The sequence below is a fragment of the Bradyrhizobium sp. BTAi1 genome, from assembly GCF_000015165.1.
Taxonomy (GTDB): Bacteria; Pseudomonadota; Alphaproteobacteria; order Rhizobiales; family Xanthobacteraceae; genus Bradyrhizobium; species Bradyrhizobium denitrificans.
In genome coordinates this window covers 4,794,572-4,812,998 of sequence record NC_009485.1, presented here as the reverse complement: position 1 = coordinate 4,812,998, position 18,427 = coordinate 4,794,572, and the positions used below count along the sequence as shown (strand labels likewise).

Sequence of the window (18,427 nt, the reverse complement as noted above, 5' to 3'; positions counted from 1 at the left end):
TCGCGGGCGCCCGTTTTGTTTGTCGGTGTGTTGTCGATCAGGCGCTGGCGCGGCGCGCCGTCAGCCACTGGTTCGGCGCCAGCGGCTTCGACACCACGCGGACCTCGCCGATGCTGCCGATGAAGCCGTCCGACGGCGCGCGGTCCCACCAGCCGCAGCCGAGGGCCCAGGGCTGCGACGCCGCAACGCTGGCGATGCCGTTGCCGCCGATCACGCTGCGCACCACCGGCGCGCCCTCGATATACAGCACCGTCGAATTGTCCTTGGGGTCGTTGACGATGGCGAGGTGATACCAGGTGTTGAGCATGATCTCGCCGGACCAGTCGGTCTGCGGCTGCTTGGTCGAGCTCGACGGCACGATCTCCCACTGCACCTCGCGCAGGTTGGAGATCGCGAACAGGATCGGCGGCGATTCCGGATCACCGCCGGCATAGCCCGGCAGCCAGCCGCGATTGCCGAAGCGGGTGAGGATGTTGCACCAGGCGTGGTCGGCCGCCTTCCAGTTCGGATCGATCTTGATGAAGGTCTCGATCGTATAGCCGTTGGCGAAGGTCGCGGCATTGATCGGGGCGTTCGCCGCGGTCGTGAACCAGCTGAAGCGGCCGGGGCCCTGGTGGGTGGTGTTGAGGAACTGCACGCTGCCCGGCGCCGACGACAGCCGGTGCTTGTCGGCGGTGAACGCCACGTCGGCGACCTGGGCGGCGCCGGCGAGCGCGGCGCGCTGCATTGGATTGGCGGCGGTGAGATCCGCAAGCGCTGTGCCTGCGGCCACGGCCTTGCCGATGGCCGACGACGTGATCCGCCAATGCGCGACGGTCTCGGCGATCAGCGGATAGTCCTGCTCGCTGGTCGGCGGCACCACCACCGGCTCGGGCTGTTCGGTGTAGTTGGCATAGAGATCCTGCTTGACCCGCGGCAGGATCGGCGTGCCGGCGAAGGCCGGCAGATGGCAGAAATGGGTGAAGCGCGAGAAGCGGCGCTGGAAGTCGATGTCGATCGAGAATTCGTGGTTCGGCTCGGTCAGCCAGGCGCGGTCGAACTGCTTGAGGCTGTCCTTCGGCTTCTCGACCACCCAGGGCGAGAACGAGGCGACGTCGATCTTGTTGCGGGTGAAGTCGAACTCGTACAGCCGCATCAGGCCGTTGCCGCCCTGATAGGCCATCTGGTAGTCGACGACCATCTCGTGCACCGGATTATGGAAGTCGTTGATCTTCGTCAGCAGCGCGCCGCCATGATAGTGGCCGTTGAGCGTCATGAAGATCTGGTCATTGTGACGGATCAGCTTGTCCCAGAGATACTGGCCATAGGCGACTTCGAGCGGGCTCACACCATCATTGGCGATGTTCAGCAGCTGGTGGTTGGCGAGGATGACCGGCAGCATCGGATAGCGCGCGATCATGCTGTGCGCCCAGGCGATCGCATCGTCGGAGGCGCGCCATGACAGCGACAGCACCATGAAGCTGACGCCGCAGGCGTGGAACACATGTGCCTCGTGCCAGCCGCTCGGATGCCGCTCCAGGAAGGTGCGCTGCTTGGCGGCGCGGCTGGTTGGAAACCAAGTCAGATACGGCTCGGACGAACCGCGCTGTGCGTCGGTGCCCGAGCTCTGGCTGGCCGCGCTCTCGAACTCCAGCGCCGACAACACGTCATGATTGCCGGCGAGCACCGAATAGGGCCGGCCGGCATTCTCCAGCACCTTCATCGCCGCATCGGCGACCGCCCATTGCTGCGGATGCTTGGACTGATCGACGACGTCGCCGAGATGGATGGTGAACGGAATATGATATTTGGCGGCGTTGTCGACGATGAACTGCGTCTGCGCCGGGTAGGGCGTGCTGCCATATTGGCGCTGATAGGCTTGGCCTTCTTCCGAGGTCGCGTAGCGGGAATAGAATTGCGTGTCGGGCAGGACGGCGAGCGCGAAGCTGGTCGTGACATGATGATGGTGATGATGCATGCGCCAATGCCAGTGCGCATGCGCCTCGCGCGGCAGCATGCTGGCGCCGAGGCCGAGCGCCGAGGCGCCCATGGCGTTGCGCAACAGCGTGCGGCGGTCCAAGCGGGTCGGCTCCGCGCCGGTCGACGGCTGCGACGAATGACCCCCTGTGGCCTGCTTGTCGTTTGATGTATCGTCTTCGAAAGACATGGTCGTCCCCAATTCAGCCGCGCACGGTGCCGCGGCGGGGACGTGTTAGGGAGACATGATCTCAAATTTGAGAAGGTTTCTTATCGTTTCGATGAGTTGTCGCGGCAATCACCCGAAATCAGCGAACCTCTCGACCGTTTCAGCAACTAACGATCGATGCGCCTGCGCAGCCTGCAATTGAAGCGAGCGGCCCCCCCTGGCCTCCGGTTTGCTTTTGAATTCTTTTTGCCGATTTTTTGCGCAGCAATTGCTGGCGAGTTGCGGCGCGCTTTTCCAGAAAACTTGGCATCCCACGCAAACGTCTTCCGAACAGACCGCACGCTAGGTTGATCGCGATAAGGCCGCGCTAACCCTGAGTTCCCGCGCTGCCGCAGCAACCGAGGTGACGCATGGCGCTCGACAGCATGACGCTCGACATCGTAGCGACTATGGTCGCGGCGCTGCTTGGCGCGATGTTGCTGCACTTCGGACGGCAGGAGAACACGCCGGCACTGCGCTGGTGGGGCGCGGCCTACATTCTCGGCGCGGTCGCGATCGCGCTGTGGACCTTGGTCGGCGAGGTCTATGGCGTGGTGGTGTCGCTGTTTCTCAGCGCGATCGGGCTGGTCGCAACCGCGATGGTCTGGAACGCCGCGCGCGTCTTCCACGGCAAGCCGCCGAGCGTGATCGGCCTGGTGCTCGGCGCGCTGGTGTGGATCACGAGCGGCATGCTGCTCGACCCGGCCGCACAGTCGCTCCGCCTGACCATCGGCGCCGCCATCGTCGTGATCTACGCCATGCTGACGGCGGCCGAGCTCTGGCAGGAGCGGCGGCGCACGCTGCATCGGCGCTGGCCGGCGCTGATCGTGCCGGCGATGCATGGCTTCGTGCTGATGCTGCCGATCCTGCTCGGCAACATGCTGCGCGACGCCGATGGTGCCTTCGCGGCCGCCTGGGTGACGATCTTCTCGATCGAGCTGGTGCTGTATGCGGTCGGCACGGTGTTCGTGATCTTCATGCTGGTGTCGGAGCGCATCGTCAGTGCGCATAAGCGCGCCGCCACCACCGACCCGCTCACGGGCCTGCTCAATCGTCGCGGCTTTGCGGACGCCTGCGCGCAGCTGATTGCCCGCGAGGCGCGCGAGCAGCGGCCGGTCAGCGTGCTGATCTTCGACATCGATCATTTCAAATCCATCAATGACCGGTTCGGCCACGCCGAAGGCGACACGGTGCTGAAGCTGTTCGCGGATGTCGTGGTCAACAATCTGCGTCTCACCGATCTCTCTGGGCGGATCGGCGGCGAGGAGTTCGCAGCGCTGCTGCCCTGTTCGATCGAGGAGGCGATGGTCGCCGCCGAGCGCGTCCGCGAGGCGTTCGCGGCGTCCGGCGTGGTCTGCGAGGAGAAGCCGGTCGACACCACCGTGAGCATCGGCGTCGCCGGCGGCCCGGCGGGAACCGAGCTCGACGTGCTGCTCGCGGCCGCCGACACCGCGCTCTACAAGGCCAAGCGGTCGGGCCGCAACCGCGTCGAGGCGGCGTCCGAATTGCCGCTGTCGCTGGAGCGCTACCGGCGTCAGCGGGCCGCCGCAGCGGCCGGAGCGCCACCGGTGCAGCCGGGGCAGGCGGTGGTGTCGAGCTGACCGCCGCGCAGCTTTCTCTCGCCATCGGTCTGGGCTAGACACGGTCTCGACCGACAATGAGGGGAGGCCGCCAGACCATGATCACGGAAATCGCCCAGATCGACATCAAGCCGGGCAGCGAGAAGGATTTCGAGGCAGCGGTCGCCAAGGCGCGCGCCGCCTTCGGCCGCTCCAAGGGCTTCCATGGCTTCGAGCTGCACAAATCGATCGAGAAGCCGCAGCGCTACCGGCTGATGGTGAAGTGGGAGACGCTCGAGAACCACACGGTGGATTTTCGCGGCTCGGAGAACTTCACCGAGTGGCGCGGCCTTGTCGGGCCGTATTTCGCCGCGCCGCCGGATGTCGAGCACACCGAGACGGTGCTGACCTCGGCGGGCTGAGGCGCACCTGGACAGGCGCTGTGACGGAGCGCGGCATGACCCATGACGATCTGGTCGCGGCCTATTCCGCGCCGGGCCGCCACTATCACGATCTGCGCCATGTTCAGGACTGCCTGACATGGCTGGCGGGCGTCGCCGGCCTCAGCGCCGGCGATCGGGAGATCCTGACCGCGGCGATCTGGTGGCACGACGTCGTCTATGATCCCACGCGCGCCGACAATGAGGAGCAGAGCGCTGTTCTCGCCGAGCGCCATGTCGCGCCGGAGCTGCGCGACGAGGTCGGCCGCCTGATCCGGCTGACCCGGACGCATGATGTCGCGCCGGGCGACCGGCGCGGCGCATTGCTGGTCTCGATCGATCTCGCCATTCTCGCCGCCGACGACATCACTTACGATGCCTATGCGCGCGCGATCCGGCGCGAATATGCCCATGTGCCGGACGAGGCCTATCGCGCGGGGCGCGCGGCGGTGCTGGAGCGGTTTGTGAGCCGGCCGGTGATCTATCCCGACCCCGGCTTCGCCGCGGCGCTCGATGAGAAGGCGCGGGCCAATCTCGCCCGCGAGCTGGACGAGCTGCGAACCTGACTGCAATGCAGTCGGCGCAGCAACGCATGAGCGAATGGCGCTTGTGTTTTGCGGTCGGCCGACATGCAATGAGATGCAATGCGCGTTGTCCCTGACGTGCCTCTCCTCATGATTCGGAACTCCGTAACATGCCGATCATCAACCGCGCCGCCGAGCTGGCGGAGGACGCCAAGGTCTGGCGGCGCGATTTCCACCAGCATCCCGAGCTGCTCTACGAGGTCCACCGGACGGCGGCGCGCGTCGCCGAACTGTTGACGTCGTTCGGCGTCGATGAGGTCGTGACGGGCATCGGCCGCACCGGTGTGGTCGGCGTCATCAGAGGTCGCGAGCCGTCACCGCGCGTGATCGGTCTGCGCGCCGACATGGACGCGCTGCCGCTGCAGGAAGTCAGCGACATTCCGCACAAATCGACCATCCCCGGCCGGATGCATGCCTGCGGTCATGACGGCCACACCGCAATGCTGCTGGGCGCGGCGCGCTATCTTGCCGAGACGCGCAATTTCGCGGGCACCGCGGTCGTGATCTTCCAGCCGGCGGAGGAGGGCGGCGCCGGCGGCCGCGCCATGGTCGATGACGGCCTGATGGAGCGCTTCGGAATCGAGGAGGTCTACGGCCTGCACAACGCGCCGGGCCTGCCGCTCGGCGCCGTTTCGACGCGGGTCGGCGCCGTCATGGCGGCGGCCGATACGTTCGAGGTGCGGCTGAAGGGGCTCGGCGGTCATGCCGCGCGCCCGAACAAATGCGTCGATCCGATCATCGCGGGCGCGCAGATCGTGACCGCGCTGCAGACCATCGTGGCGCGCAACGTCGATCCGGTCGAGAGCGCGGTGCTGTCGATCACGCGCTTCCATGCGGGCACGTCGGCCGACAACATCATTCCGCAGACCGCGATCATCGGCGGCACCGTGCGCACGCTCGACGAGGAGGTCCGGCGTTTGATGGACAAGCGGTTCAAGGATCTCGTGGCGGCGATGGCGAGCGGCATGGGCGTCGAGGTCGAGATCGACTACGAATGGGGCTATCCGGTCGTCGTCAACCACGCGGAGCAGACCGCATTCGCGGCGAAGGTGGCACGCGACGTGGTCGGGCCGGATCAGGTCAAGACCGACATGCCGCCCCGGCTCGGCGGCGAGGATTTCGCCTATATGCTGCAGGCGCGGCCCGGCGCGTTCGTGTTCATGGGCATCGGCGACGGGGCCGGCGTGCATCACCCCGAATACGACTTCAACGACGACGTGATCCCGCACGGGATCAGCTATTGGGCCAAGCTCGTCGAGACCGCGATGCCGGTCGGTTGACGCGCCGACGGCGCGGAGGGCTTCAGATCGCAGCCGCTGCGTCTTCGGTGCTGCGGTCGCTCTTGAAATAGTCGATCATCACCTTGGCGATCGCCATCAGCGGCAGCGCCAGGGTCAGTCCCCAGACGCCGAACACGATGCCGAGCAGGATCTGGAAGGCGAACAGCGTCGCTGGGGGGATGTCGAGCGCCTGACGCTGGATCAAGGGCGTCAGCACGTAGCTCTCCATCGCGTGCACGCCGAGGAACAGCACAAAAGCGGAGACCGCCGCAACCCAGCCCGAGGCGAGGCTCGCCAGCACCACGATGACCCCGGCGATGATGGCGCCGACGGTCGGAATAAAGGCGAGCAGGCCGGCCTGGATGCCGAGGATGAACGAACTCTGCACGCCGATGACGGCAAGCCCGATCCAGGTGACCAAGAACACCGCGAACATCGTGGTGATCTGGGCGATCAGCCATCGCTCCAGCGTGTAGCTGATGCGGTCGATGATCACGGTGGCCTGGTCGCGGTACTTCGCCGGCGCCAGGAACAGGAGCCCGCTGCGATAGACCGCGGGCTGCGCCGCGAAAGCCAGGCCGAGGAACAGGACAATGAAGAAGTTGCCGACGGCGCTGACGGTGCCCAGCAGCAGCTTGAAGGTCTGGCTGACGATGGCCCCGCCCGAGGAAGCCAGCGCACTCGGCGAGGGCAGGCCGCCCGGCAGGCTGTGAGACGGTGCCTGGGTCGGTGTGGTCGAGCCGCCATCGGGGGCGGGGGTGGCCTGGGTTGCCGCGCTGAAATCGAAGAAGCTGGTGTCGATACCGTTGCGGTCGAGGAAGCCCTTGATGTTGCCGAGCTGCGACTTGATGGTGTCGCTGAGCACCTTGGCCTGGTCGGCGATGGTGGTACCGCCGAGGAACACGATGCCGACGAGCAGCGCTGCAAGCGTGAGACACACCAGGGCGAGACGCAGCGGATGCGGCCACGGCAGCACGCGGCCGAGCAGGCTGGTCATCGCATTGAGCGCGACGCCGAGCAGCATGCCCGAGAACAGCAGAAACAACGCGGCAGCGTAATACCAGCTGAAGGCGAGTGTCGCCGCGAACAGGATCACCCCGATGCCGCCGACGGTGATGGCCCAGGCCAGGTCGCTGCGGGCCTCGAGGCGCGGGTCGGCGGGGGCGGTCATGAAGGGTCCTTTATGCTGATCGGCCTCCACACATTGGCGAAAACCGCCGCCGGATCAAGCATAGGGTTGGCGGATCTTTGCAGGCGAGCCAGCTGCGGGGTTGTCCGGAATTGGCATTGGGGACCCGCGCGGTCATAGGTTGATCCGGCCCGGCGACGCGGGCATGATTTTTCAGAGGCATGACTTATGCTTCGCGCGGGAGAGAAACGGAAACGAGGGCTATGAAACGTCCGGTCGTCGGCGTGATCGGCAACAGCCACCGCGTCGAGAACAGGTTCACCGTGCAGATGGTGGGCGAACGCAATCTGAGCGCCGTGGCTGAGGTCGCGGGCGCGCTGCCGCTGATGTTCGCCGGTGTTCCCGAGATTACCGACATCGCGGCGCTGCTCGACATCGTCGATGGCGTGGTGCTGACCGGCGCCCGCGCCAACGTGCATCCGACGCGGTTCAACACCGAGCCCAGCCTCAAGCACGAGCCCTACGATATTCACCGCGACGAGGTTGCCCTGCAGTTGTCGGAGGCCTGCGTCGCCAGAGGCATTCCGCTGTTCGGCATCTGCCGCGGCCTGCAGGAAATGAACGTCGCCTTCGGCGGCACGCTGCATCCGGAGATCCGCGAGATCCCCGGCCGCATGAACCATCGCATGCCCCGGCTGGAGAATGGCGAGATCCATCCCGATCCGACGGTCGTGTTCGCCGACCGGCACGAGGTCAGGCTGACGCCGGGCGGCGCCTTCGCAACCATTCTCGGCTGCGACAGCATCAAGGTGAATTCGCTGCATGGCCAGGGCATTCTCGAGCCCGGCGATCGCGTCGTCATCGAGGGCATCGCGGAGGACGGCACCATCGAGGCCATCCGCATCGCCGACGCGCCGAACTTTGCGCTGGGCGTGCAGTGGCACGCCGAATACGACCCGCAGAAGAACCCGATCAACCGCAAGCTGTTCGAGGCGTTCGGCTCGGCGGTGAGGAAGCGGCATCTCGCGGCTTGATGTCGGACGTGAACCGGGCTTAGCGCGGGCCAGACCAAGCTCAAAGGCAACCTTATGATGTCGCGGAGCAAGGGTCCCGGATGCGCCACCTCCTGATCACAGCAGGTTTGCTGATGGCTTCTTCCGCCCTGGCGCAGACCGCCCCGCCGAGCGAGGGACCGATCACCTGCACGCTCCCGGTGGCGGCCACCGACACCGCGAAAAGCCTCCAACAGCGCTATGGCGCCGAGGCGGTCGTGCAGGATCTGCCGGGCGCGGAGGGCGAGACCTATCAGGGCCTCGTGCTGTTTCCGCGGGCGATGGACCGGCGCATCGAAGTCGCCTTCATCGAGGACAAGACGGCAACGGTGTCCGCGCTGACCTTGCGCGACAACGCCAAGAGCAGCCGCTGGACCGTGGCCGGCATCAGTATCGGCGCCAGCCTCGCGGCGGTCCAGAAGGCCAACGGCAAGCCGTTCGTCGTGAGCGGCTTCGGCTGGGACTATGGCGGCTTCGTCACCGACTTCAAGAATGGCGCGCTCGGGCGCAGGCTGCCGGGCGGCTGCTCGATCACGCTGCGCTTCGGCAAGGACAAGGACGCGCCGCGGGCGCTGTCAGGGGATGGTGTGAAGGTGTCGTCCGACATTCCGGCGCTGCTGAAATTCGCGCCTGTCGTCACCGAGATCGGCGTCAATTTCGCCGCGAAGTGATGGCATTATTGTCGCAAGCCTGACCGGGATCAGCATGCGCCGAACGCTCTTGTTGTTAATGCTTCTCGCCTCGCCGGCATCGGCGCAGATCACGCCGCCAGCCGATGGGCTGATCACCTGCACTTCGCCGGTGTCGGTCTCAGACTCCGCGAGGAGCCTGATGCAGCGCTACGGCCAGGACGCGGTGATTGACGAGCAACTGTACACCGGGGTGGAGGATATCACCTATCCGGGCGTCGTGCTGTCGCCGAAATCGCCGGACTGGCGCATCGAGATCGGCTTTACGGACGAGACGATGCAGCGGGTGTCGCGCCTCACCTTGATCGACGCCAAGACCAGTCACTGGAACGTTGCCGGCGTGACGCTCGGCTCCACCCTGGCCGAGGTGCAGAAGATCAACGGCCGGCCGTTTCTGATCCGCGAGTTCTTCACTGATGGCGGCGGCTTCGTCGTCGACTGGAAGGGCGGCGCGCTGGACCGTCCTCTGCCCGGGGGCTGCCGGATTGCGGTTCGATTCGGCAAGGGCAGCGAGATGGGCGCGCCTGCAGGCGACCGGATTTCGTCCGGTGATGCGAAGGCACGAGAATGGGCACCCGTTGTCGAGCAGGTTGTCGTGCACTTTCCCGAGAGATAGCGATCGAGACCGGGTCGGCAGACGGGCCTCATGGTTCCAGACAGCGCACGATTGTTTGTCGGTTGCTCTCGCGCGCTGATCCCAAGGGAGCGCGGCGTCTCGAAGGACGAGGCCCCTGATCTCACTGCGCCAAGTAACGTGCGCCACCAAACAAAAGGCGCCCCGCGAGGGGCGCCTTCGTGATCCGCCGATCTTATCGGGCGCTCAGCCCGAGTAGTACATGTCGAACTCGACCGGGTGCGGGGTCATTTCGAAGCGCTCGACCTCGGTCATCTTCAGCGCGATGTAGCTGTCGATGAAGTCGTCGTCGAACACGCCGCCGGCCTTCAGGAAGGCGCGGTCCTTGTCGAGATTCTCGAGCGCCTCACGGAGCGAGCCGCAGACGGTCGGGATCTGCTTCAGCTCTTCCTTCGGCAGGTCGTAGAGGTCCTTGTCCATCGCCGGGCCCGGATCGAGCTTGTTCTTCACGCCGTCGAGGCCGGCCATCAGCATCGCGGCGAAGCCGAGATAGGGGTTGGCGAGCGGATCGGGGAAGCGGACCTCGACGCGCTTGGCCTTCGGCGAGGAGGTGTAGGGGATGCGGCACGAGGCCGAGCGGTTGCGCGCGGAGTAGGCGAGCAGCACCGGCGCCTCATAGCCCGGGACCAGACGCTTGTAGGAGTTGGTCGACGGGTTGGTGAAGGCGTTGATGGCCTTGGCATGCTTGATGATGCCGGCGATGTAGGACAGGCAGGTCTCCGACAGGTCGGAGTATTTGTTGCCCGCGAACACCGGTTTGCCGTCCTTCCAGATCGACTGGTGGACGTGCATGCCCGAGCCGTTGTCGCCATAGACCGGCTTCGGCATGAAGGTGGCGGTCTTGCCGTAGATGTGCGCGACCTGGTGGATGCAGTATTTGTAGATCTGCATCTGGTCGGCCATCAAGGTCAGCGTGTCGAACTTCATGCCGAGCTCGTGCTGGGCCGAGGCGACCTCGTGATGGTGCTTCTCGACCTTGACGCCCATGCGGGCCATCGCACCCAGCATCTCCGAGCGCATGTCCTGCACCGAGTCCTGCGGCGGCACCGGGAAGTAGCCGGCCTTGGTGCGGATGCGGTGGCCGAGATTGCCGCCCTCATACTCGGTGTCCGAGTTGGTCGGCAGCTCCGAGGAGTCGAGGCGGAAGCCGGTGTTGTAGGGCGACGAGCTGTAGCGCACGTCATCGAACACGAAGAACTCGGCTTCGGGGCCGACGAACACGGTGTCGCCCACGCCCATCGACTTCACCATCGCCTCGGCCTTCTTGGCGATGCCGCGGGGATCGCGGTTGTACGGCTCGCCGGTGGTCGGCTCAAGCACGTCGCAGGTGATGATCATGGTGGTTTCGGCGAAGAACGGATCGATCGTGGCCGTCACCGGGTCGGGCATCAGGCACATGTCCGACTCGTTGATCGCCTTCCAGCCGGCGATCGAGGAGCCGTCGAACATCGTGCCTTCAGCAAAAATGTCCTCGTCGATCATGCTGACGTCGAAGGTGACGTGCTGCCACTTGCCCCGCGGATCGGTGAAGCGGAGGTCGACATATTTGACGTCGTTGTCTTTGATTGCTTTCAAGACGTCCTTGGCGGTCTTCATGAATACCCCTCTTGGCTGAAACGTCACGGCCCGGCGCGGGACGGCGTCCGCGGGTCATGCTCCATTAGCCTCGCGCGGGGGCCAAGACAATATCGGAAAACGCCAAAAGGGCCGCCTGCAAGCGCCTCGCAGAGGACGCCTGGGCTGCCGTCACCGCTGCATGCGCAGCATATCTTCTCTGTCGGAGGCTTGGGGCGGGGATGCCGTTCCAAGCCTCCCGCAGAGGATCAGATGGCATCCAGCCCGGATTCTCCGGTTCGGATGCGGATGGCCTCCTCGATATTGGACACGAAGATCTTGCCGTCGCCGATGCGGCCGGTCTGGGCGGCGCGGCGGATCGCCTCGATCGCGCGCTCGACCAGATCGTCGCCGATCACGATCTCGATCTTCACCTTGGGCAGGAAATCGACGATGTATTCGGCGCCCCGATACAGTTCGGCATGGCCCTTCTGCCGGCCGAACCCCTTGGCTTCAGTCACGGTAATGCCCTGAAGTCCGACCTCCTGAAGCGCCTCCTTCACCTCGTCGAGCTTGAACGGCTTGATGATGGCTTCGATCTTCTTCACTGAGCGCCTCCCGGGCATTCCGCATTAAGAAACATAAGGGTCATCGTCAGGCTGCGCTGACGCGCACGTTGTTCGATCACTTCGTTACCGGGCCCGACGCTCTCCGGCGGAGGCCCGGTCATTGACAGCCCGTCTTGCCCCGTGCCGAAGTGGCTCTACAAAAGCAGGGTCTATGCCAAGTCGTTAACGGGCCTGAATCAAGCCGTTAATCAGGCATTTTGCGATTGCCCGACGATTCCCGCTGGGAAAGCCTAGAATACCGGAGCCTGGAGATTAGGCAAATAGATCAAACGTTGTGCATGCGGGGCGGTGGCATCCGCATGCTGGTCAGAATGCCCAGGGAAAAGGCGGCTGTGCCGCGATTTCACGCGGCTTTTCAGTCTCCGATGCGCGCTTGGAAGTTGCGGACAGGCGCGGCAATAGGGTGGGCGGACGGCGATCGCGGCGAGGGCGCTGCTGCGGCCGCAGGCAAATGAACGGATATCGCAGCCGCCCGGCGGCCGCTGCGGGGGACAAGAGCGGATTGATGGAAGTTTTGACCACGAGCGAAATGGAGCGGGCCGACCGGCTGACGATTGCCGCCGGGACGCCGGGGTTTTCGCTGATGCTGAGCGCCGGCCAGGCGGTGGCCGATGCCGCCATGGACTTGGTGGAGACCGGGCCGATCCTGGTGGTCTGCGGCCCCGGGAACAATGGCGGCGACGGCTTCGTCGCGGCTGCGGAGCTCGCGGCGCAGGGCCGCGAGGTGTCGGTGGTGCTGATGTGCGAGCGCGATGCGCTCCAGGGCGACGCGGCCTCCGCCGCCAGAGGCTGGAAATTTCCGGTGCTGCCGTTCACGCCGCAGGCGATCGGCAAGCCGGCTTTGATCATCGACGCGCTGTTCGGCGCCGGCCTCAGCCGTCCGGTGGCCGGCGATCCCCACGATGTCATCGCCGCGATCAACGCCAATGGCGCGCCGGTGCTCGCGGTCGATCTGCCAAGCGGCATCAACGGCACCACGGGGGCGGTGATGGGGATCGCCGTCAAGGCGACCGAGACCGTGACCTTCTTCCGGAAGAAGCCGGCGCATCTTCTGCTTCCCGGCCGCCAGCATTGCGGCCATGTCCGGCTCGCCGACATCGGCATCGCGCCGCAGGTGCTCGATGAAATCAAGCCGCAGGCCTTCGAGAACGATCCCGAGCTTTGGCACGGCCACTTTCCCGTGCCGCGCATCGATGGCCACAAATATGCGCGCGGGCACGTGCTGGCGATGTCCGGCGACGTCGCCGCGACCGGGGCCGCGCGGATGGCGGCGCGGGCGGCGCTGCGCGCCGGCGCCGGCCTGGTGACGCTGGCCTCGCCGCGAGACGCGCTCGCGGTCAATGCGGCGGCGCTGACGGCTGTCATGGTGCGCGCCGCCGACACCGTCCTCGAATTCGCCGAGCTGCTCGGCGACAGGCGCTACAACACCTGCATCATCGGGCCGGGCACGGGAGTCAACGAGCGCACGCGCGATGTCGTGTTCACGGCGCTCACGGCGCAGCGCCATCTCGTGCTGGATGCCGATGCGCTGACGAGCTTTGCCGACGCCCCGGAGCGGCTGTTCGAGCAGATCAGGGCCACGCCCGCGGCGCAGATCGTGCTGACCCCGCATGAGGGTGAATTTCCGCGGCTGTTCTCCGACCTCAGCAACAAGCATCCCGGCCGCTCCAAGCTGGAGCGCGTGCGCGCCGCCGCCGCGCGCTGCGGCGCGGTGGTGCTGCTGAAGGGGGCCGACACCACGGTCGCCGCGCCGGATGGCCGCGCCGCGATTGCGGCCAACGCACCGCCCTGGCTCGCGACCGCCGGGGCCGGCGACGTGCTCGCCGGCATCATCGCCGGCCTCCTGGCCCAGGGCGTGCCGGCCTTCGAGGCCGCCTGTATCGGCGTCTGGATGCATGGCGAGGCCGGCGCCGAGGCGGGGCCGGGGCTGATCGCCGAGGACCTGACCGAGACATTGCCGGCGGTGTTCCGGCGCCTCTATGACCGGTTGGGCGTCGAGTATTGAGCATGGCGAACATCGTCCGGCAGCTTGCAATGTCGGACATGGGCGCAGCCGCAGCCGTCCATCGTGCCGCATTCGACGCAGCCTTGCCCTGGCTCGCCGGCTTGCATACCCCCGACGAAGATCGCTGGTTCTATCGCGAGCGCGTGTTTCGAGACTGCGCGTTGTGGGGCGCTTTCCAGCGCGACGCATTGGCCGGGTTCATCGCGTTGCGCAACGAATGGATCGACCAGCTCTACGTGCATCCGGGGGCACAAGGGCGAGGCGTCGGCAGCGCGCTGCTCGATCTCGCCAAGACCACCGGCGATCGCCTGCAGCTCTGGACGTTTCAGCGCAACCTGGCTGCGCGCCGCTTCTATGAGCGGCACGGCTTCGTGCTGGTCGAGGAGACCGACGGCGCCCGCAATGAAGAGCGCGAGCCTGACGCGCTCTATCGCTGGACACGGGCGTGACGGCTCACTGCACCTGATATTTCGCGACCGCGGGCTCGTTCCAGGCGAGCCCCAATCCGGGCCCTCGCGCGGTTACCTTGCCGTCGATCACCTGCAGCGGCTCGGCGAGGATGGCGCCGGCGACGTCGAGCACCTCCAGGAAGTGCGCCGTCGGCGTCACCGCCAGCACATGCGCGCTGGCCTCGGGCAGGATGTGGCTGGACATCGGGATCGAGGCCGCGTCGGCCTGGCCTGCGACATTGAGCCAGCCGGTGATGCCGCCGACCTTCATCAGATCGGGCATGATGAAGTCGGAGGCGCCGGCCGCGATCGCCTCGGCGAAGCCGCGCGGAAACCACCAGTTCTCACCGGCCTGGATCGGAATGTCCGAGCGCTCGCGCACCTGGGCGTGACCGGACAGGTTTTCCTGCGGCACCGGCTCCTCGATCCAGGTCAAATCGTAATTCGCAAGGCGCGTGATTCTGCGCGTCGCTTCCGCGGGATCCAGCGACTGGTTGAAGTCGAGCATCAGCGCGATGTCGGGGCCGAGCAACGTGCGCAGGCCCTCGATCATCGCCGCGTCGGTGGCGAGGTCGCCATGGCCGCCTTTGGTCTTGATGGCGCGGAAGCCGTGCTCGTCGCAGGCCGTGCGCAGGGTGCGCGCGTCGGCTTTGGCGTCGAGCACGCCATAGCTGTCATAGGCGGGAATCGGCCGCGCAGCGCCGCCAAGCAGCTCGACCACCGGCTTGCCGGCGATCTGACCCAGCGCATCCCAGAACGCCATGTCGAGACCGGACACCGCCATGCCGACCAGCCCCTGCCAGCCGAGCAGCCGGAATTTTGCGTCCATGAGCTTCATCAGATCGATCGGGACCAGCGCCTTGCCGGTGAGCTCGCGGCCGATCTCCTCGACCAAGAGCACCAGCGGCTTCAGCGCGAGCCTGGTGTAGGCAAACAGATAAGAGTGGCCCGTAACCCCCTGATCGGTCGCGACGTCGATCAGCACCAGGGGGCCGGTGTCGATGACGCCGAAGGCGTTGCGCAGCGGACGCTTCATCGGCGTGATCACGGCTCGCGCGGTGACGCCGGTGATGGCGGCAATGGTCATGGGAGTTCTCCCTGTCGGTTTCCTCACCTGATCTCATACCATCGCAACCGGCGCGGCGCCGCCCAGTTCGTCGCCATGCTCTCGATCAGGAACCGGCCGGATTGCTCGGCCAGGAAGGCGATGCGCTGGGTCTGGCCGGCTTCCAGCGCCAGCGTGTCGAGCCAATACGGCTTCCAGCCATCGTCGAGCCGGTCGAGCAGCCGGAACGGCTGGCCGTGCAGATGGACCACGGCGGTGCCGGCCGTCTTGTTGGCGAGCGCCAGCACGATGACGCGGCCGGCCTTGGCCTGAAAGGCGGGCGCCATGGTCGTGGCGAACTGGGCGGGCAGGCGCCAATCGGGACCGTCAAGCGCGAGCTCGGCACGAATCGCTGCGCGCAGGTCGAGCTGGTCTGGCAGGCCGGACGCCGGGAGAGGGGCTGGTGGCGGCAGCGCGGTGGCCCGCAGCGGCGGCTCGGTCAAGACCAGCAGGCGGGCCACCGGGCGCGCCGCGCTGCCGTCGTGCAGCAGCACCGGCAGCGGCGCCTTGGCCGGGGGCATGTCGATGACCACGTCGGTGCGGCCGCCGGGCGGCAGCACCACGGCGCCATTGCGGGCCAGGAACGGCTCGGCGGGCTGGCTGTCGATGGCCAGCACTCTGACGGCGCCGAGCTCGGCGATTTTGAGTGCGATGACAGCGCGATGGCAGCCATTGATGAACCTCAGCCTGACCCGCGCCTGGGCGGGCAGCGCCAGCTCCGGCTGGAACTGGCCGTTGACTGTATACAAGAGCTCGGTCTCGCCGGGATCGAGGCCCGGCGCGATCGCGGTGCCGTCGGCCTTGAGCCGGAAGTCCTCGACCAGGAAAACCTCGTCACGGTCGAAGCTTACCGCAGGGGCCTCATCGACGATCAGAGCCAGTGGCCGGATCGGTGCTTTGGCACCGTCGGCCAGCAGGCGCAGGTCGAGCAGTCCGGTGCCGGCGCGCGCCAGCCGGGCCGGCATGGTGGCGCGACCGCCCGGACCGACCGGCGCCTGAACGGCCAGAGGGGCCGGCAGAGCGAGGCCACGCCCGGACAGAGCCGCCGGGATCTTCAGTCCATTCGTCAAAGCGAGATCGAGTGCAGCGCCGCGCTGGAGCCGAAGCACCGGGGCGGTTCCGGTCAGCCGCCAGATCTCGGACGCGGCGCGGCCGGGGCTCAGCGCCACAGATTCGGTCCGCGCCTCCAGCGCGACCGACAGGCGCTCGGCCGCTGTCGCGAACCGCGGGACCGTGCCCGCCAGGGCTGCGGCAAAGCCGCTGAGCAGAGACCGCCGGCTGAGCCGCTCGGGAGCCGGCCTCATGCGACAAAACATTGTTGATTGAGGGGGATGCGCATCATGCTGTTTTCCCTTATGTGTGCGGCGAGCTTGGCCGATTGGCCGGCCGCGGGCGCTGTCGAAGGCCCATTTTTTTGCTGCGGACGGTTTCACGCGTGGTATAAGCCGCGCCGCCCGCGGCATCGCGGCCGGGCTATCGATGCAGTTCACGCGGGCGTGGCGGAACTGGTAGACGCGCTGGATTTAGGTTCCAGTGACGAAAGTTGTGGGGGTTCGAGTCCCTCCGCCCGCACCAAGCGCTTCTCCGGCGTTTGCCCCAAGTTTCACGGCGCGCCCGTTCTCCGCGATGGAGGGCGGGGTCGCCGATCCCACCGGCGCAAGGCTCTGGCCGCGCGTCGTCCACAATTGAATCAGGTGTGTTCGGATCGCAAGGGTCCGAACCGAAGCGGAAGAAGATTGACGCCATGCAGGTCACAGAAACCTTGTCGGAAGGCTTGAAGCACGAGTTCCAGGTCAGCGTCCCCGCGGCCGATCTCGACGCCAAGGCGGATGCGAAGCTGGTCGACCTGAAGGACAAGGTCCGCATCAACGGCTTCCGCCCCGGCAAGGTGCCGGTGGCGCATCTGAAGAAGATCTACGGCAAGTCGGTCATGGCCGAGACCATCGACCAGACCATCCGCGACACCAACACGCAGATCTTCACCGAGCGCGGCTTCCGTCTCGCCACCGAGCCGAAGGTCACCATGCCGACCGAGGAGGCCGAGGTCGAGAAGATCCTCAGCGGCCAGTCGGACCTCACTTACACGGTGGCCGTCGAGGTCGTGCCGGCGATCACGCTCGCCGACTTCAAGACCTTCTCGGTCGAGAAGCCGGTCGCCGACATCACCGATGCCGATGTCGATGAGGCGATCAAGCGTCTGGCGGACGCCAACCGCAGCTATGCGGCCAAGGCCGAGGGCGCCAAGGCTGAGAGCGGCGATCGCGTGAAGGTCAACTTCAAGGGCACGATCGACGGCGTGGCGTTCGACGGCGGCACCGGCGAGGGCATCGACGTCGTGATCGGCTCGAACACCTTCATCCCCGGCTTCGAGGATCAGCTGATCGGCATCGGCGTCGGCGAGACCCGGACGCTCAAGGTCGCGTTCCCGAAAAACTATCTGAACAACGATCTCGCCGGAAAGGACGCCGAGTTCGAGACCACCGCGACCGCGATCGAAACGCCCGAAGAGAAGGTCGTCGACGACGAGTTCGCCAAGACGCTGGGTCTCGAATCGCTCGACAAGCTGAAGCAGCTGATGCGCGACCGCCTCGCCGGCGAGTTCAACCAGGCGACCCGCCAGCGCGTGAAGCGCGCGCTGCTCGATCGCCTCGACGAGACGCACAAATTCGATGCGCCGCCCTCGCTGATCGACGAGGAGTTCAACCTGATGTGGAACTCGGTGAAGGCCGAGATGGACTCCAGCGGCAAGACATTCGCCGACGAGAACACCACCGAGGAGAAGGCGAAGGAGGAGTATCGCACCATCGCCGACCGTCGCGTGCGGCTCGGCCTCGTGCTGTCGGAGATCGGCGAGAAGAACAAGATCACCGTGACCGATGACGAGGTCAGCCGCGCCGTGATCGAGCGCGCGCGCTCGATGCCGGGCCGCGAGAAGGAGGTCTGGGACTTCTACCGCAGCAACCCGCAGGCGCTCGCGCAGCTGCGGGCCCCGATCTACGAGGACAAGGTCGTCGACTTCATCCTCGAGCTCGCCAATGTCACCGAGAAGAAGGTCTCCAAGGACGAGCTCTTCAAGGATGATGAGAACGACAAGGCGGCCTGATGGTGACGACAGTGCGGCCTGACGGGGCCGCACTGGGGCGCTGCCCGGCAC

The 18,427-nt window shown here is 66.3% G+C and carries 16 protein-coding genes and 1 tRNA gene; 11 read left to right on the top strand and 6 right to left on the bottom strand.

All coding sequences use genetic code 11. The annotated features are described in order from the left end of the window. Window positions 1-37 precede the first annotated feature (37 nt). The gene (locus BBTA_RS21475) at window positions 38-2,146 is read right to left on the bottom strand and encodes a LamG-like jellyroll fold domain-containing protein (protein ID WP_012044611.1); all 2,109 of its coding nucleotides are present in this window, start codon (window positions 2,144-2,146) and stop codon (window positions 38-40) included. A gap of 389 nt (window positions 2,147-2,535) precedes the next feature. Between BBTA_RS21475 and BBTA_RS21470 the strand changes: the two genes are divergently transcribed. From BBTA_RS21470 to BBTA_RS21455, 4 genes are all read left to right on the top strand, one after another. After that, entirely contained in the window at window positions 2,536-3,765 is a 1,230-nt protein-coding gene (locus tag BBTA_RS21470; RefSeq protein ID WP_012044610.1) for a GGDEF domain-containing protein, read from the top strand. Between the two features lie 77 nt (window positions 3,766-3,842). Next, the gene (locus BBTA_RS21465) at window positions 3,843-4,145 is read left to right on the top strand and encodes an antibiotic biosynthesis monooxygenase (protein ID WP_012044609.1); all 303 of its coding nucleotides are present in this window, start codon (window positions 3,843-3,845) and stop codon (window positions 4,143-4,145) included. Between the two features lie 35 nt (window positions 4,146-4,180). After that, on the top strand, window positions 4,181-4,729 hold the full coding sequence (locus BBTA_RS21460; RefSeq protein WP_012044608.1) for a phosphohydrolase: 549 nt from the start codon (window positions 4,181-4,183) through the stop codon (window positions 4,727-4,729). 128 nt (window positions 4,730-4,857) lie between these two features. Further along, the gene (locus BBTA_RS21455; protein ID WP_012044607.1) at window positions 4,858-6,027 is read left to right on the top strand and encodes a M20 aminoacylase family protein; all 1,170 of its coding nucleotides are present in this window, start codon (window positions 4,858-4,860) and stop codon (window positions 6,025-6,027) included. Between the two features lie 22 nt (window positions 6,028-6,049). Here the strand turns inward: BBTA_RS21455 and BBTA_RS21450 are convergent, their stop codons facing one another. After that, entirely contained in the window at window positions 6,050-7,198 is a 1,149-nt protein-coding gene (locus tag BBTA_RS21450; protein ID WP_012044606.1) for an AI-2E family transporter, read from the bottom strand. A gap of 221 nt (window positions 7,199-7,419) precedes the next feature. Between BBTA_RS21450 and BBTA_RS21445 the strand changes: the two genes are divergently transcribed. The 3 genes from BBTA_RS21445 (at window position 7,420) to BBTA_RS21435 (ending at window position 9,513) form a co-directional block, all read left to right on the top strand. Then, entirely contained in the window at window positions 7,420-8,190 is a 771-nt protein-coding gene (locus tag BBTA_RS21445) for a gamma-glutamyl-gamma-aminobutyrate hydrolase family protein (RefSeq protein ID WP_012044605.1), read from the top strand. Between the two features lie 80 nt (window positions 8,191-8,270). After that, a complete protein-coding gene (locus tag BBTA_RS21440) occupies window positions 8,271-8,879 on the top strand; it encodes a hypothetical protein (RefSeq protein WP_012044604.1) in 609 nt (202 codons plus the stop codon). A gap of 160 nt (window positions 8,880-9,039) precedes the next feature. Continuing rightward, window positions 9,040-9,513, top strand: a complete 474-nt coding sequence (locus tag BBTA_RS21435; RefSeq protein ID WP_244424068.1) for a hypothetical protein — start codon at window positions 9,040-9,042, stop codon at window positions 9,511-9,513. 204 nt (window positions 9,514-9,717) lie between these two features. Here BBTA_RS21435 and glnA read toward each other — a convergent pair whose 3' ends face one another. Next, on the bottom strand, window positions 9,718-11,127 hold the full coding sequence (glnA, locus tag BBTA_RS21430) for a type I glutamate--ammonia ligase (RefSeq protein ID WP_006611030.1): 1,410 nt from the start codon (window positions 11,125-11,127) through the stop codon (window positions 9,718-9,720). A 227-nt stretch (window positions 11,128-11,354) separates the two neighbouring features. Next, window positions 11,355-11,693: a P-II family nitrogen regulator gene (locus BBTA_RS21425; protein ID WP_009027873.1), complete on the bottom strand. Its 339-nt coding sequence runs from the start codon at window positions 11,691-11,693 to the stop codon at window positions 11,355-11,357. 526 nt (window positions 11,694-12,219) lie between these two features. Here BBTA_RS21425 and BBTA_RS21415 point away from each other — a divergent pair. Together BBTA_RS21415 and BBTA_RS21410 are read left to right on the top strand one after the other, a co-directional pair. Beyond that, the gene (locus BBTA_RS21415) at window positions 12,220-13,719 is read left to right on the top strand and encodes a bifunctional ADP-dependent NAD(P)H-hydrate dehydratase/NAD(P)H-hydrate epimerase (protein ID WP_012044602.1); all 1,500 of its coding nucleotides are present in this window, start codon (window positions 12,220-12,222) and stop codon (window positions 13,717-13,719) included. A gap of 2 nt (window positions 13,720-13,721) precedes the next feature. After that, entirely contained in the window at window positions 13,722-14,168 is a 447-nt protein-coding gene (locus BBTA_RS21410; protein ID WP_012044601.1) for an N-acetyltransferase, read from the top strand. Between the two features lie 4 nt (window positions 14,169-14,172). On the opposite strand, the gene BBTA_RS21405 is transcribed toward BBTA_RS21410, so the two are convergent. Then, on the bottom strand, window positions 14,173-15,255 hold the full coding sequence (locus tag BBTA_RS21405; RefSeq protein ID WP_012044600.1) for an enolase C-terminal domain-like protein: 1,083 nt from the start codon (window positions 15,253-15,255) through the stop codon (window positions 14,173-14,175). A gap of 23 nt (window positions 15,256-15,278) precedes the next feature. Then, complete coding sequence (locus BBTA_RS21400) at window positions 15,279-16,589, bottom strand: multicopper oxidase family protein (RefSeq protein ID WP_012044599.1); 1,311 nt, start codon at window positions 16,587-16,589, stop codon at window positions 15,279-15,281. Window positions 16,590-16,763: 174 nt separating this feature from the next. On the opposite strand from BBTA_RS21400, the gene BBTA_RS21395 reads away from it, so the two are divergent. Both BBTA_RS21395 and tig read left to right on the top strand, forming a co-directional pair. Beyond that, window positions 16,764-16,848: transfer RNA gene (locus tag BBTA_RS21395), tRNA-Leu, on the top strand. Window positions 16,849-17,017: 169 nt separating this feature from the next. Beyond that, window positions 17,018-18,376 (top strand): trigger factor, encoded by a 1,359-nt coding sequence (gene tig / locus BBTA_RS21390; protein ID WP_012044598.1) that lies wholly within the window; start codon window positions 17,018-17,020, stop codon window positions 18,374-18,376. Window positions 18,377-18,427 lie beyond the last annotated feature (51 nt).